This is a genomic window from Gammaproteobacteria bacterium, assembly GCA_013696315.1.
In the GTDB taxonomy this organism is placed as follows: domain Bacteria; phylum Pseudomonadota; class Gammaproteobacteria; order JACCYU01; family JACCYU01; genus JACCYU01.
This window is the reverse complement of the sequence record JACCYU010000149.1, coordinates 1-14,308: the sequence shown is the minus strand read 5'-3', so window position 1 is coordinate 14,308 and position 14,308 is coordinate 1. Positions and strand designations below refer to the sequence as shown.

Sequence of the window (14,308 nt, the reverse complement as noted above, 5' to 3'; positions counted from 1 at the left end):
GGCCGGCGGGATTTGTCCAGCCGGCGCGCGTGAAGCTGAGCAGTGGCGCCTCTTCGGCGGCCACGGTGCTTTCCAGCGGCGGACGCTGGTCGCCGTACTGATCGCGGACGCGCCGATTGACGATCTGGTCGATGTCCCGCTGGAGATAACGCATCGTCATTTGCAATCGCGTCAACCGGTCAGACTCGGCCCGCGCATGGCTGGAGGTGAGCAGCACGTTATTCAGGCCGCTGTAGGCCAGCGCGCTCAACACCGCGAATACCGCCACCGCGATCAGGAACTCGATCAGGGTCAACCCACCGTCGCGCCTATTCGCCATCGCCGGTGCCGCCCCCGCTGCTGCCAGGCGCCGTTGGGGGGGTGAGGCCAGGCGCGTCGCCACGCTGCGGCCGCGCCACGAAGCCGGTCAATATGCTGATTGGCGACACTTCTTCGTCGTCGTCCAGTCGGACCTCGACGTCGATGCGGCGCATCTGGGACTCGGGCGTGCTGGTCACGCGCGTGGTCCAGAACCACTGGCGGCCGGCCATCTCGACGTCGCCGTCGTCTTTCCCCGTTGCGGGCCAGAAACCGTCGCGCGTGCGCATCTCCGCCAGGTGGTTTTCGGCAACCCAGTGCGCGAAGGTCCGGTCGCGAAGATAGCTCGCGTTGGCCACACCCGTGCCGGTAACGCGTATCAGCGCGGCCAGCGCATACGCGATGATCGCGAGCGCGACCAGCACTTCCAGCAAGGTGAAGCCGCGTTGCGTGTTCATATCGCCGGCGCGGCGAACGCCAGATTGCCCAGCGCGTCGGCCTTCAGGATCACATAGGTTTCGCCGGTGCCGAGCTCCGCGCGGAACGGGGTCACCTCGCCGCTCGACATGATAAACACCTGCGGGCGCTTCCGCTGCCGATCGATGGCGGACAGCTCCGCCTCCAGCCCCTCCAGTTCCAGGGATAACGAGAGTCCTTCCGGCAGGGTCCGCGGGCGCAACTCCGCGTCGCCCTCGACCGGCGTCCATTGCTGGTCTTCCATACGGTAGAACGTGTATCCGTTCTGCCAGAACGCAATCCCCAGTTCTTGCGCGTCGAACAGCGCTTCTTCTTTCGCCAGCTCGATGAGCGCGCGCAGCCGCTCGGCTTCAAGCTCCACCTGTCCCTCCGCGTTATTGCCGAGCGACAGTGTCGCCATGCTCACGACGATGCCGATGATGACCAGCACCGTCAGAATTTCGATCAGCGTAAAACCTGAGGCGCGGCGGCGTGGTGCCTGGCGCATGGGCTATTCGAGGTTCCAGTTGGTGACGTCGGCGTTGACGCCCTGGCCGTCGAGCTGGCCATCCGCGCCCATGGAATAAAGGTCGAAATTACCCTGCTGGCCGGGACTCAAGTATTGATACGGATTGCCCCACGGGTCCGTCGGCATTCGGTCGAGGTAGCCGCCCGCCTTCCAGTTGCGTGGCTCGGGCGGCGTGGTTGGGCGCGTTACCAGCGCATCGATGCCCTGCTCGGTTGACGGGTAAACATAGTTATCCAGCCGGTAAAGGTTCAGCGCGCTCTCCAGCGCGCGAATGTCCTGCTTGGCCTTCACGATGCGCGCCTCGTCCGGACGGTCCATTACCTGCGGTACAACAATAGCCGCCAGAATTGACAGCACCACCACCACCACCATGACCTCGATGAGGGTGAATCCGCTTACCGCCCGCTTACAGAGATGATTTCTGACCATTGCTTCCTCGTGCTCGAAAAGTTAATTAGTAAATGACGGAGGCCGAAGATTTCGAAATCGGGCCTGCGCAAATAATATCGACAGTCGTTGACTTGCCCCTTGACGTTAACCAGACCGGTCCTGAACGCGAACGCTGTGCGCCATTGGTGGTTACCGTTAAGTCTAGTGACATTATCCGGCCTGTTGCAGTTCGGTATGCCGGTCACCGCGCGGTGGCTGCGGTATGAACCCGCCATGATCCACAGCTTTGAGATCTGGCGGCTGCTTGGCGCCCATTTCGTGCACCTGACCTGGCGTCATTATCTGCTGAACGCCGTTGCATTGCTGGCGATTTCGGCGCTGTACACACCCGCGCCTGGCGTGCTGGTGTGGCGGATATGCGCCAGCGCCGCCGCGGTGAGTCTGGGTCTGTTATGGTTCAACCCGACTTTGGCCTGGTATGTGGGCATGTCAGGCATTCTGCACGGCCTGCTGGTCGCCGGCAGCCTGCGCGACTGTATGGCGCGCAACGTTAGCGGCGCCATCATGTTGCTGGCGGTGATCGGAAAATTGATCTGGGAGCAGTTCAACGGACCCATGCCCGGCAGCGAGGCCGCGGCGGGCGGCAATGTCATCGTGGACGCGCATCTTTATGGCGCCCTCGGTGGCATAGTTGCGCTGTGTGTCGAAACCATGTTCGCGCGCTGGCCGGGACGGCGTTGAAACAACAAACCGCCAAGCCCGCCCAGCAGCATGCCGCACAACATCAAATCCGCGGCGCCACCACCGCCATTCTGCGTGGAAAGGCTTGCTTTCAGTGCATAAGGCCCGTTCGTGCTCGTGCTGACACCTTCCACCGCGACGAAATACGTGCCCGCGCCCAGGCTGGCACTGAGGGCGAAATTCAGGTTTGTCGACGGAACGATATCGTCGAGCTGGGCCAGCAATCGACCGTTTGCATCGAACAGGTAGCCATAAGTGTTGGTGCGGCCGGTGGTGGCGACGCGCAACCTGCCGCCGGCCGGCAGCGATAACCGATAGACATCGAACGCATAAGGCACCGTTAACGCACCGTTGCTCGTGGTACCGAGTGGCACTGGCGCCGCCTTCGCGAACGCGGCGCGCAGGCCATTGCCGCCATCACCCGGCGGTGCGATGTTGCCCGTCGCGACCGCGCGCACCGCGGCCCCAGCGTCCAGCAAGCCGGCGCCGCACAGCGGATCACTGCAACGTCGACCCGCAACTGGGGCGGGAAAAGGGCGCGCGCTGGCGCGCAAGGTGGCGATGAGTTGTCGCGGCGTTAAGCTGTCATTAAGCGACAGCATCAGCGAGGCCACGCCTGCCACCAAGGGTGAGGAAAAGCTGGTGCCGCTGATCGTGCTGTAAGTATCGCCGTTAAGAACCGGCGCCTGAGTGCCACGATTCGCCGCGGTCAGTATGTCGACGCCTGGCGCGGTCAGCCCCACTTTCGCGCCAAAATTGCTAGACGACACCAGCGCGCCATCGCGCGTCGAGCCGGCGACCGGCAACACGCCCTGACAGCTGGACGGAGCAGTGCGTAACGCGTTGGTTGCATCGTTGCCGGCCGCGGCCACCACCACCGCGCCTGCCGCGATGATGTCGTCAATGGCATCCTGTTCAGCCGCTATGCAGGTCCCGCCACCGCCCAGGCTCAGGTTGATGATCCGCGCGGGATTGACGTTCCGCGGCACGCCGGGTACCGGCAGGCCGGCGGCCCAGCGGGCCGCATCGATGATATCCGAGCCGAACCCGACGCAACGGCCTATGGCGCGCACCGGCAGAATGCGCGCGTTCCAGTCGACGCCGGCAATGCCCTGGCCGTTGTTTGTAACCGCGCCGATCAGGCTGGCCACGCGGGTGCCATGCCATACGCTGGGTTGATCAACAGGCGGATTGTCCGCCCCGCACGCGCCGGCGGTGACGCCATCGCCGGGATCGGAGGGATTGGCGTCGCGGCCGTCACCGTCGTTGGCGGTAAAAAAACTACCATCCGGATCGTTGGAAATGAAGTCGTAGCCGGGCGCGAGCCGTCCGGCGATATCGATATGTTCGGGTCTGATGCCGGAATCGATGACCGCCACAGTGACGCCGGTGCTGCCGGTGGTCGTGTCCCAGGCCGCGGGTGCGTTGATCGCCGCGCGCTCGGCGGCGGCGTTCCGCAGGTAATACTGACCAGCGAACGATGGATCATTCGGGACGCGCGCGGGGTAGTACCGCCTATCGGGATCGGCGTATTCGATATCGGGCAGGCGGGACCAGTTTCGCGCCAAGGCGGCCAGTTCTCGCGGCGCCATCGGGCGGCCCATGCTGATCAGATGCGCGCCGCCGGACATCTCGCGCTGCATGTTCATGTCGACGCCGGTCTGTGCCGCCATCGCTGTGATGCGCCGCGTGGCGCTCGCCGTGGACATGGTTTTGCCGGGCGATGTACGAAACTTGACGATCAGGCGCCCGACGCCCGACTCGAATGACTCTCCGGCCAGCGGCGCTGCGGTGACCTGGTGCAATGGTAAGGCGAAGCTTAATGCGGCGATTATCGCTGCCGCGCCCGATATCCCTGGTTTGTCCATGAATCGATCCCAAGATTTGTCCATAATGCGTTTGTCTATAAACCGGTTGTCCCGGTCAATCGAAATCAATAGCTCAGCTTGCGGTCGGCTTCCGCGTAGTCCACCTCCGGCCGCCGGTTGAGTTTGCGCACAATGACCGCGCGCTGTTTTTTATTCATCCGCCCGCTGTAAAGGTGCGCGCCGCCGGACATTTGCCGTGTATGGCGCAGTTTGACCGGCCCACCGGCGGCCTGGCTCACCTGTAACGCATCCGGTGCGGGCCGCGCGGCATCGGCGAACTTGACGATTATGCGCGTCGTGGGCGGCCGCGGATCGGCGGGCGTGGCGTGCGTACAGGCAAGCGCCAGCACGGTCACGGACACCAGATATAAACCGCCGCTCCATGATCTGGCCAGACGGGTCTCGGCCGCACCACCGGCGCGGGCATGGCGCGCGCACTGCATTTCACTGCACCAGCTGATTGAGTTCGAAGATCGGCATCAGGATCGCCAGCACGATAACCAGCACCAGCGCGCCCATCACCACGATCAGCACCGGTTCGAACAAGGTCATGATGGCGCTGATAGTGGTCTGCAACTCGCGCTCCTGATGGTCGGCCGCGCGCTCCAGCATCTCCTGCAGCCGGCCGCTCGACTCGCCGCTCGCAATCAGGTGCAGGGTCATCGGCGGGAACAGTCCGGAGGTCTCCAGCGAACTGCTGATCGATGCGCCTTCGCGCACGTTGGCCGCGGCGTTCAGCACGGCCTGGCGCATGGGAATATGCGGGATGACCTGTGCGGCGATGCGCAACGCGTCGAGCACGGCGACGCCGCTGCCGACGAGAATACTCAGGGTGCGGGCGAATCGGGCGGTGTTGAGGCCGCGGATCAGCCGCGAGACCAGCGGCAGACCCAGCATGAATTGATGCACCCGCTGGCGAAAAGAGTCATTGCGCATGCTGCGCGTAAACAGATACACGCCCACGCCGATAGCGATGATGGCAAACAAGCCATACGCCTTCGTCGCGTCGCTGACCGCGATCAAGGCGCGGGTGAGAAACGGCAGTTCCTGGCCCAGATGTTCGAACACGCCCACGACCTGCGGCACCACGTAAGTCAGCAGGCCGCCCGCCACGAGCACGGCGATAGTAGTCAGGATCAACGGGTAAAACATCGCCATGTTGATCCGCTGCTGCATTTCCTGCCGGCTTTCGGCGTAATCGGCCAGACGGTCCAGCACCGCGTCCAGATGCCCGGACTGCTCGCCGGCGGCTACCGTCGCGCGGTAAAGCTCGGGGAAGGCGGCCGGAAATTCGCTAAGCCCCGATTCCAGTGTATGCCCCTCGTTCACTCTGGCGCGTACCGACAGAATGATGCGCTTGATGCGAGGCTTGGACGATTGTTTGGCGGTGGTGGCGAGCGATTCTTCAAGCGGCGTGCCCGAACGTACCAGGGTGGCCAGCTGGCGGGTCATCAGCGCCAGTTCGGTCGTGTTCAGGCCGCCGCCCGAGAAACGCTGTCGCAGGTTGCCCTGTGTCTTGTCGCTCGCGACCTGTTTGATATCCAGCGGATTCAAGCCGCGCTCGCGCAGTTCCTGACGCGCCTGGCGCGCGGTATCGCCTTCGATAACGCCAGCCAGTTCGCGGCCCGCGATATTCAGTGCCTTGTATTCGAACGCGGGCATCTCTGTTTACTCGCGCTAAGCCGCCAGGACGCAAAGATAAAGAAGAGGGCACTGTCTTCTCAAGACGCTGAGCGAAGTGCCCGCGGCATTGACATATACGCTTGATCCAGCCGGATGCGCCATAAGTGGTAAGTTTTTCTATGCGGTTTCGTCTTGGCGCGAAACGATTCAGTCTTCGCGCGTCACGCGCAGCACTTCTTCAAGGGTGGTGACGCCTTTGAGCACCAGTCGCACGCCGTCGTTGCGGATGTTGGGCGTCAATGTGCGCGCGTGACGCTCCAGCTTTTGCTCCGAACTCAGGTCGTGGATCATGCTGCGCAAAGTCTCATCCAGCACCACCGCCTCGTAGATGCCGGTACGGCCCGCGTAACCACTATTGTTGCAGGCCGCGCAGCCGCGCGGCGAATAGATTGTGGGCTTCTCGTCGCCCGCCAGCTTCATGTGCGCGCGCAACTGTTCGTATTCCGTAGCGCTGGCGGGATGCGCGTGTTTGCACGCGGTGCACAGTACGCGCACCAGGCGCTGAGCGATCACGCCAACCAGGCTGGACGAAAGCAGAAACGGCTCCACACCCATGTCGCGCAGGCGGGTGAGAGCGCCAATGGCGGTATTGGTGTGCAAGGTCGAGAACACCAGATGCCCTGTTAAACTCGCCTGCACGGCAATCTGCGCGGTTTCCAGATCGCGGATCTCGCCGACCATGACGATATCCGGATCCTGCCGCAGAATGGCGCGCAGGCCCCGCGCGAACGTCATTTCGACCTTGACGTTGACCTGCGTCTGGCCGATGCCGTCAATGAAATATTCGATGGGGTCTTCAACGGTCAGGATATTGCGCTGCCGGTCGTTCAGCATGCCGAGCGCTGCGTATAACGTGGTGGTCTTGCCGGAACCGGTGGGTCCTGTGACCAGGATAATGCCGTGCGGTTTCTGAATGATTTCCTTTACCTGGTTGTGAATCACCGGCGCCATGCCCAGGTGCTCGAGATCCAGCCGGCCGGCCTGCTTGTCCAGCAGCCTCAGCACCACTCTTTCGCCGTAGCCGGAGGGCAGGGTGGAGACCCGCACATCAACCGCGCGGCCCGCGACCCGTAACGAGATGCGGCCGTCCTGCGGGACCCGCTTCTCGGCGATGTCCAGTTTCGCCATGACCTTGATGCGGGACACGATCAGGGTTGCCATCTTGCGTGGCGGCTGCAGGATTTCGCGCAGCACGCCGTCGACACGAAAGCGCACCCACAACGTGGTCTCGAAAGTCTCGATATGGATATCCGAGGCGTTTTCCTTGATCGCCTCGGTCAGGAGTGCGTTGATCAGGCGGATGATGGGGGCGTCGTCGTTGGCCTCCATCAGGTCTTCCGTTTCGGGCAGCGACTCGGCCAGTTGATTCAAATCGAGATTGTCGCCGAGATCCTCCATCATGGCCCGCGAGGCGCCCGAGCCGGCGTCATAGATCTGCGTCAGCAAGGTATCGAATTCCGTCGCGCTGACCGCCGTCAATGTCAACGGCTTGCCCGTGAACCGGCGCACTTCCGCGATGACCGAGGCACGCACGCCGGGTTTACGGTACAGGGTCACCCGTCCATCAACTTCATCGCCGACCAGCACGCCGTGACGCTTGGAAAAACTATACGCGGGGCGGCGCACACCGCCGATTACGGGCGGCGGCGTATTCGCAAGATCGGCCAGCGGCTGCAGATCGGTTTCGGTCATCGCCATTCTCCTCCGACGTCGGGCGTCATCTCCATCAGGCGGTCGGGCTGGCGAATGGATTTGGGAATCTGGGTAATCAGTTCGTCGAGTGCTGGCAGGCGCGCGGCGCTGTTATTCCCGAAACCCCGGCGCTGATTGGCCTCGAACTGACGCGCGCGCAGATAATCGTATTTGCTGTTGGTGTATGCGGTCGCCAGCTTGGGATCCCTCAATATGACCGGATGGATGAATACCATGAGACTGCGTTTAGCCTCGTTGGTGCTGTCACTGCGAAACAGGTAACCCAGCAATGGAATGTCGCCCAGTATCGGCACTTTCTGTTGATTGTCGGTAACGCTGTCCTCGATCAGGCCGCCCAGCACCAGGGTCTGCCCATCCTCTACCAGCACGTTGGTCTTGATCGTACGTTTGTTGGTAATGAGGTCCGTGGCGTCCTCAATGTTGGTTTCCGCGATGGAGGACGATTCCTGTTCGATGTCCAGCCGAATGGTGTCACCCTCGTTGACCTGCGGCGTGATGCGCAAGGTGATGCCGACATCCTGACGTTCGATGGTCTGGAACGGATCGATCCCGCCGGTAACCTGCCCCGTGTCGACGCCGGTGGTGAAGTTGCCGGTAACGAACGGCACGTTCTGCGCCACAACGACTTCGGCCTCTTCGTTATCCAGGGTCACTAATGTCGGCGTGGAGAGAATATTCGTGGCTGCGTCGCTCGCCAGCGCCTGCAGGATGACGCCAAACCGGGTGTCACCGTCGCGCGTAGCGGCACCCAGCAGCAGTCCGTTGACCAGACCCAGCGGATTACTGATGACCTGTGTCAAGGTTCGCCCCGCCCCGCTCAGGCTGGACGCGATCACGGGGCCGCCGCCGTCGACTTCATCGGGGACCACGGCGAACTGCATGCCCAGCTGGTTTGCGAGTGTTGTCGAAACTTCCGCGATAACTGCCTCGACCAGTACCTGCGCGCGGCGTATGTCCAACTGCCTGATCACGCTTTGAATACTCGCGAACTCGTCCGGAGGTGCTGTGATGACTAGGGCGTTGTTGCGTTCGTCCGCCTGGATGTCCAGCTCTTCGTTGTCGCCACTGCTGGAAGTCGTGCTGGTCGTAGTCGTCGTTGCGATGGCCGACTGCGATTCTCCGGCCGCCGCCTGTTCCTGCTGCTGTTCTGCGACCCCCAGCAGGATCGGGGCTAAGTCTTCGGCCTTGGCGTAGTTCAGGAATACAACCTGCGTGTCGCCGCCCGTTTCCAGCGGCGTGTCCAGATGCGCGATCAGACCGCGCAGGCGCAAGCGCGCCTTTTCCTGCCCGCTTAACAGGATGCTGTTGGTGCGATCGTCCGCCACCAGCAGCGGTTGTCCCGGCAGTTGTCCACCGGCCAGTTGCGTGTCCCGCTGCTGCATGGCGGTGATCACGCGCACGATCTCGCTGGCCGCGGCGTGTTCCATCCGGATCACTTCTATCGTATCGCTGACCGGATAATCCATGCGTTCCACGATTTGCTGGATGCGGTCGATGTTGGCGGCGCGATCGGAAATTACCAGCGTGTTGTTCGCGGTATACGCCGCCAGATGCCCCTGCTGTGGAACCAGCGGCCGCAGGATGGGTACGAGCTGTGCGGCCGAAATACTGTGGACCGGTATGACGCGCGTAATCAACTCGTCTCCCCGGCCACCGGTAGTCAGTATCGCCGGACCTTGTTTGGCGGTGATATCCGGCACGATCTTGACGATCTCGCCGACCGGCACCGCGGCGTAACCATGCACCTGCAGCACCGACAGAAAGACCTGATAAACCTCTTCCTCGTTCATCGGCTTGGCGGAAATCACCGTGATCTTCGCCTTGACTCTGGGATCCACGACAAAATTTGTGCCTGTCACCTCGGCGACCGTCTCGATCAGCGAGCGGAGGTCGGCGTCCTTGAGGTTAAGCATAACGCCTTCCTGCGCGCGGACTGTCAACGCACTGGACAGCACTATCAGTCCCAGCAGCAACGGTCGCTGCAACCGCCGCAAATTTAATAAGCGAGGTGGTCGATTCACTCGGTCTCCCATAATTGATGCATTCGCCGTGACGTGGATCGGACTGGCAGCACGGCATCGTGTGTTATCGAAAGGCCGCCAGCGATGCTCTGGCGTCGTACGCTAAGTTCGGTTTGCATAATGTCCAAACATTCAGGTCGATAATTCGGCCGCTTATCCGAGAACATGCCTCTGCACCATTCTCGGGTAAATAAAGTTTTCAGCTTATCGCAGGCTGTGCTCAACGGTTATTTCAGTGCCGTTACGCAGCAGGGTTACGCTGACCTGTTCTGCCTTGACCAGATCCTGCAGAGCCAGCAGGCCCTTGTCCGGACGATCGATCGCGATCCCGTTGACGGACGTTACGATATCGCCCTCCTGCAAGCCAATTTGCTCGAACAGCTGCGTGTTGCCTTGCGGGGTCAGCTGGTAACCCAGAAACTGTCCGTTTCCATTTTCCCTGGCTGGCGTCACACGCAACATATCGCCGAGTCGGCCCGGGTCCTGCAAAATCTGCTGGCGTACCGCGCCCAGATCAACGCCGCCGGACCCTCCGTCAGGAAGGTAATCGGAGCCGGTTGCCGCACTTGCTCCTGCGTCGGGCACCGGGTTGTCGTAGCCCGCGGCGTAAGCCTGCGCGGCATCCGTATAGCCTTCAGTGTTGTTCGCATCGTGGCTGCCCGCCTTTTTCGCATTCAGATTCAACCTGCTGCGGGGCAGACGCAGCGTTTCCATGCGCTGATTGTGTTCCAGAATGACCCGATCTCCATAAACCGCCTTGAGCACGCCGCCCCCGACGATCGCGTCGCCCAGCCGGTAGAATTTTTCGTTGCTTCCATCACTGGCGATAATGGCGAGCGCCCGATCGTTGCCCGTGGCGTAGATGCCGCGCAAAGCGAGGTTTAGACGTGTGTCCGGCGCATCCACCAAGCGCGGCTGGACCTCAGGCGCGTCACCGAACAAATGCAGGTTCGCGATTGCCAGGGCGTAGTCCGGGCGCTCCCTGGCGGCATCGGGCAAATCGACATTCCGCGTTGCCGCCGGCGCGCTGACCTCGGGCGCGGGCGCGAAGACGCGCCAGCCCAGATTCGCCAGGCTGTAGGCTATCAGCACGGTCAGCACCGCGGCCGCCAGCGCGGGAAGTCCTGCGAGCAGCCACGATGCGCCTCGTTCGCCAGTTGTAAGCGCCATTTATTTCGAAGTCATCCAACTCAATTGTGGATGGTCGTCAGTACGGTTCGACCGCGAAGCTGTGACTTGCCGCCTGTTTCGTGAGCGTACTTTTCAGACTACGCGCGGACCTGATTGTGACTATCTCCCCCATCGGTGCGGCGCCCGGACTCCGCATGTAGTGGCGGGCGCCGGACCAGACGTGCGTGAGCAGTATAACCACGCGTAACCAAGCCTGCCATTCGCGCGGTTGTTGCAGTGCGCTTAGATTCGCGCGTCATTGCTGCTGACCAGTGTTCTGGGCTCGCCAACCGGCTCAGCTTGACACTCTTAAGCCCCTCACGTACATTCCTGCGGCATCGGCACAGGCAGTCGCCGAGCGCAAATATCGTTTAGCCTTGCGCTCCTGCCAAAGCGCGCCCGAGTTGCCTTGCAGGTAAACGATACGCTACCGTCCCCATCGTCTAGAGGCCTAGGACATCGCCCTTTCACGGCGGCAACAGGGGTTCGAATCCCCTTGGGGACGCCACTTTCCTTGACCCACCCATCCTCCGCCGCTGCACGGTCCGCCGACAATCGGTATCAAATGCGCGATTAAGTCCACTCGAAAGCCGCCAACGCAAGTCGGTCCCGACCAAGTGTGGGGCCCGCGGCGACGACTGGCGCGCTCGTCGATATAAGTTGTATATAGGTTATTTCAGGTGCGTATTCCGACGCCCTGGTCCAGCAGCCGCAGGCTGAGCATAAACAGTGCGGCGATGAACCCGAGGATAATCCCAAACGAAATCGTCACGCTGATATCCGAATGGCCGATGATGCCGAATCTAAACGCATTGATCATGTACAGAATCGGGTTGGCCAACGATACCGTCTGCCAGAATGGCGGAAGCATGTCGATGGAATAGAATATCCCGCCCAAGTATGTCAGTGGCGTCAGTACAAATGTCGGAACGATAGAGATATCGTCGAAGCTGCGCGCGAAGATGCCGTTGATAAATCCCGCCAGCGAGAACAGCACTGCCGTCAGGAAGACAACGCTGATCGTGATAAAAATGTTGTGGATCTGCAGATGGGTAAAGAACAGCGACACCAGAAACACCGCCGCGCCTACCGTTAGCCCGCGCACCACGCCGCCGCCGATAAACCCAAGCAGAATGACGTAATTCGGCGTCGGCGAAACCAGCATCTCTTCGATATGACGCTGAAACTTGGCGCCGAAGAAGGATGACACCACATTGGCATAGGCGTTGGCGATGATGCCCAGCATGATAAGACCCGGGACAATGTATTCCATATAGGTGAAGCCGTGGATATCGCCGATCTGCGAGCCGATCAGATTGCCGAATATGACAAAGTAAAGCACCATCGTGATTGCGGGTGGCAACACGGTCTGAATCCAGATCCGTATAAAGCGCAAAAACTCCTTGATGAGGATGGTCTTGAAGGCGATGTAGTTCTGGCGAAGATTCATTGCTGGTGAGGTCGGGATGATGTGCTTAGAGCGCGCTTTGGCTCTTGATTAGCGCCATGAAGAGTTCCTCCAGCCGGTTCGACTTGTTCTTCATGCTCAGCACTTCGATGCCATGTCCCGACAACGCCTGGAATACCTGATTGAGGTTCTCTTCCTTGGAGATCGATACCTCGATGGTCGTGCCGTCAACCTGCTTCGCGTCGTACCCGGGCAGCGGCGGCAATCGCGCTACCGCATTGCGCAGATACAGCACAAAGGTTTCAAGGTGCAAGGTGTCCAGCAGGCGGCGCATGCTGGTGTCCTCGATCACTCGCCCGCCGTCGATGATGCCGATCGTGCGGCACAGGCTTTCGGCTTCTTCCAGATAATGCGTGGTGAGTATGATGGTGGTGCCCTCGACGTTGATCTGCCGCAGGAACGTCCACATCGAGCGCCGCGTTTCGATATCCACACCGGCGGTCGGCTCGTCCAGTATCAGCAACCGTGGACTGTGCACCAGCGCGCGCGCGATCATGAGACGGCGCTTCATGCCGCCGGAAAGTTCGCGCGCGCTGCTGCGCCGTTTCTCCCAGAGACCCAAGCGCCTGAGACAGGCTTCGGCCGCAACATACGCTGGGCGCCGGTCGATGCCATAGTAACCGGCCTGATTAACCACAATCTCAACGATGGGCTCGAACATGTTGAAATTGAATTCCTGCGGCACTAGCCCGAGACTGGCGCGCGCTTGCGCGAACTGCGTATCGATATCCCTGCCAAAGATGAAAACCTTGCCGCCCGATTTGTTAATCAGGGAGCTGACGATGCCGATTGTGGTTGATTTTCCGGCGCCGTTGGGCCCCAGCAGCGCGAAGAAATCGCCCTCCTGAATCTCCAGATCGATCCCCTTGAGCGCAGTTACGCCGCTCTTGTAGGTTTTGTATAAATTGCGGATCGAGAGTGCGGCGGTCATGGGGACAGGGGTGCAGGTACATTTCGCAAAGCGCGGTAGTTTAACATAGCGTTCGCCCCGCGCTGTGGCGAGGAAGCGTGGTGGCAATCCATCGATGACTTATCGAATAGCGAAGGAGTTTGACATGCTCGAATGCTTCACGGCTACTGTGGATGGGTCAGCCGTGCCAATCATTCCGGTTGCGCGCAACGACTATCCCGCCTGGCTCAAGCGCCAGTCCGAGACGCGCCGCCTCTGGCTCACGAGCGCGGGCTTCGACGTCGCCGACGAAACGCCGGCGCTCGTGCCGGGTGAGTGCGGCGCACTGGAGGCGGTCATTGTCGGGGTTGAATCCGCGGCGGGACCCTGGCCGTTCGGCGCTTTGCCGATGCGCCTGCCCGCAGGCGATTACCATATCGTGACTGAAGGACCGATTGACGCAGCGAGCGCCGCGCTGGGCTGGGGCCTGGGCGCCTACCGCTTTGAACGCTACAAATCGTTCCCGCGCGAACTTCCGCGACTGGTATTGACCGATGGTGTTGACTCGGCGGCGATCGATGCACAGGTGCGCGCCGCTTATCTAGTGCGGGATCTGATCAATACGTCGGCCGCCGACATGATGCCGGCGCAGCTCGCGGAAGCGGCCGCCTGGCTCGCGGACGAATTCGGCGCGCAGATTCAGCAAATCGTCGGTGACGAACTGCTGGCCGGCGATTATCCCGCGATCCACGCGGTGGGTCGCGCCAGTGTTCATGCGCCACGCCTGATCGATGTGGTCTGGGGACAGACGGATCATCCGAAAGTCACACTGGTAGGGAAGGGAGCTTGCTTCGACAGCGGCGGTCTCGATATCAAGTCGGCAAGCGGCATGCGCATCATGAAAAAAGACATGGGCGGCGCCGCGCACGCGCTTGGTCTGGCGTATCTGGTCATGGCTTCAAAGTTGCCGATACGCCTGCGGGTGCTGGTCCCGGCGGTGGAGAACGCAATTTCTGGCAATGCATTCCGGCCGGGCGACGTGCTGGCCACCCGCAAGGGTTTGAGCGTGGAGGTCGATAACAC

At 61.4% G+C, this 14,308-nt stretch carries 14 protein-coding genes and 1 tRNA gene; 3 read left to right on the top strand and 12 right to left on the bottom strand.

The features are described 5' to 3' along the window. From gspJ to gspG, 4 genes are all read right to left on the bottom strand, one after another. Positions 1-319 (bottom strand): type II secretion system minor pseudopilin GspJ (gene gspJ / locus H0V34_08760; protein ID MBA2491775.1); only part of this gene is annotated, 319 nt, incomplete at its 3' end. Then, positions 309-755: a type II secretion system minor pseudopilin GspI gene (gene gspI / locus H0V34_08755; GenBank protein ID MBA2491774.1), complete on the bottom strand. Its 447-nt coding sequence runs from the start codon at positions 753-755 to the stop codon at positions 309-311. The genes gspI and gspJ, both read right to left, overlap by 11 nt. Continuing rightward, positions 752-1,261, bottom strand: a complete 510-nt coding sequence (gspH, locus tag H0V34_08750) for a type II secretion system minor pseudopilin GspH (protein ID MBA2491773.1) — start codon at positions 1,259-1,261, stop codon at positions 752-754. The genes gspI and gspH overlap by 4 nt, the downstream gene beginning before the upstream one ends. Positions 1,262-1,264: 3 nt before the next feature. Continuing rightward, a complete protein-coding gene (gspG, locus tag H0V34_08745) occupies positions 1,265-1,711 on the bottom strand; it encodes a type II secretion system major pseudopilin GspG (GenBank protein ID MBA2491772.1) in 447 nt (148 codons plus the stop codon). A gap of 165 nt (positions 1,712-1,876) precedes the next feature. Here gspG and rrtA point away from each other — a divergent pair, with 165 nt between their 5' ends. Continuing rightward, positions 1,877-2,413, top strand: a complete 537-nt coding sequence (gene rrtA / locus H0V34_08740; GenBank protein ID MBA2491771.1) for a rhombosortase — start codon at positions 1,877-1,879, stop codon at positions 2,411-2,413. Here rrtA and H0V34_08735 read toward each other — a convergent pair. The 6 genes from H0V34_08735 to gspC all read right to left on the bottom strand — a co-directional run bounded on the left by H0V34_08735 (position 2,341) and on the right by gspC (position 10,868). After that, entirely contained in the window at positions 2,341-4,305 is a 1,965-nt protein-coding gene (locus tag H0V34_08735; GenBank protein ID MBA2491770.1) for a S8 family serine peptidase, read from the bottom strand. The genes rrtA and H0V34_08735 overlap by 73 nt on opposite strands. Before the next feature lie 41 nt (positions 4,306-4,346). After that, positions 4,347-4,724 (bottom strand): hypothetical protein, encoded by a 378-nt coding sequence (locus H0V34_08730; protein ID MBA2491769.1) that lies wholly within the window; start codon positions 4,722-4,724, stop codon positions 4,347-4,349. A gap of 1 nt (position 4,725) precedes the next feature. Continuing rightward, positions 4,726-5,943, bottom strand: a complete 1,218-nt coding sequence (gene gspF / locus H0V34_08725) for a type II secretion system inner membrane protein GspF (protein ID MBA2491768.1) — start codon at positions 5,941-5,943, stop codon at positions 4,726-4,728. 168 nt (positions 5,944-6,111) lie between these two features. Further along, complete coding sequence (gene gspE, locus H0V34_08720) at positions 6,112-7,656, bottom strand: type II secretion system ATPase GspE (protein ID MBA2491767.1); 1,545 nt, start codon at positions 7,654-7,656, stop codon at positions 6,112-6,114. Continuing rightward, positions 7,653-9,650, bottom strand: coding sequence for a type II secretion system secretin GspD (gspD, locus tag H0V34_08715; GenBank protein MBA2491766.1), 1,998 nt, complete (start codon positions 9,648-9,650; stop codon positions 7,653-7,655). Before gspD ends, gspE begins: the two co-directional genes overlap by 4 nt. 252 nt (positions 9,651-9,902) lie before the next feature. Then, positions 9,903-10,868 (bottom strand): type II secretion system protein GspC, encoded by a 966-nt coding sequence (gene gspC, locus H0V34_08710; protein ID MBA2491765.1) that lies wholly within the window; start codon positions 10,866-10,868, stop codon positions 9,903-9,905. A 432-nt stretch (positions 10,869-11,300) separates the two neighbouring features. Between gspC and H0V34_08705 the strand changes: the two genes are divergently transcribed. Next, positions 11,301-11,376 (top strand) — tRNA-Glu (locus tag H0V34_08705). Positions 11,377-11,544: 168 nt separating this feature from the next. Here H0V34_08705 and H0V34_08700 read toward each other — a convergent pair. Together H0V34_08700 and H0V34_08695 are read right to left on the bottom strand one after the other, a co-directional pair. Continuing rightward, on the bottom strand, positions 11,545-12,318 hold the full coding sequence (locus tag H0V34_08700; GenBank protein MBA2491764.1) for an ABC transporter permease: 774 nt from the start codon (positions 12,316-12,318) through the stop codon (positions 11,545-11,547). Positions 12,319-12,343: 25 nt separating this feature from the next. Further along, a complete protein-coding gene (locus H0V34_08695; GenBank protein MBA2491763.1) occupies positions 12,344-13,267 on the bottom strand; it encodes an ABC transporter ATP-binding protein in 924 nt (307 codons plus the stop codon). Between the two features lie 124 nt (positions 13,268-13,391). Between H0V34_08695 and H0V34_08690 the strand changes: the two genes are divergently transcribed. Next, positions 13,392-14,308: leucyl aminopeptidase family protein (locus H0V34_08690; GenBank protein ID MBA2491762.1), on the top strand; the 917-nt coding region annotated here is incomplete at its 3' end.

Excerpts from the sequence above, each read along its gene's own strand:
- gspI (MBA2491774.1), bottom strand. The coding sequence starts at position 755 with ATGAACACGCAACGCGGCTTCACCTTGCTGGAAGTGCTGGTCGCGCTC.
- gspH (MBA2491773.1), bottom strand. The coding sequence starts at position 1,261 with ATGCGCCAGGCACCACGCCGCCGCGCCTCAGGTTTTACGCTGATCGAA.
- gspG (MBA2491772.1), bottom strand. The coding sequence starts at position 1,711 with ATGGTCAGAAATCATCTCTGTAAGCGGGCGGTAAGCGGATTCACCCTC.
- H0V34_08735 (MBA2491770.1), bottom strand. The coding sequence starts at position 4,305 with ATGGACAAATCTTGGGATCGATTCATGGACAAACCAGGGATATCGGGC.
- H0V34_08730 (MBA2491769.1), bottom strand. The coding sequence starts at position 4,724 with ATGCAGTGCGCGCGCCATGCCCGCGCCGGTGGTGCGGCCGAGACCCGT.
- gspF (MBA2491768.1), bottom strand. The coding sequence starts at position 5,943 with ATGCCCGCGTTCGAATACAAGGCACTGAATATCGCGGGCCGCGAACTG.
- gspE (MBA2491767.1), bottom strand. The coding sequence starts at position 7,656 with ATGACCGAAACCGATCTGCAGCCGCTGGCCGATCTTGCGAATACGCCG.
- gspC (MBA2491765.1), bottom strand. The coding sequence starts at position 10,868 with ATGGCGCTTACAACTGGCGAACGAGGCGCATCGTGGCTGCTCGCAGGA.
- H0V34_08700 (MBA2491764.1), bottom strand. The coding sequence starts at position 12,318 with ATGAATCTTCGCCAGAACTACATCGCCTTCAAGACCATCCTCATCAAG.
- H0V34_08695 (MBA2491763.1), bottom strand. The coding sequence starts at position 13,267 with ATGACCGCCGCACTCTCGATCCGCAATTTATACAAAACCTACAAGAGC.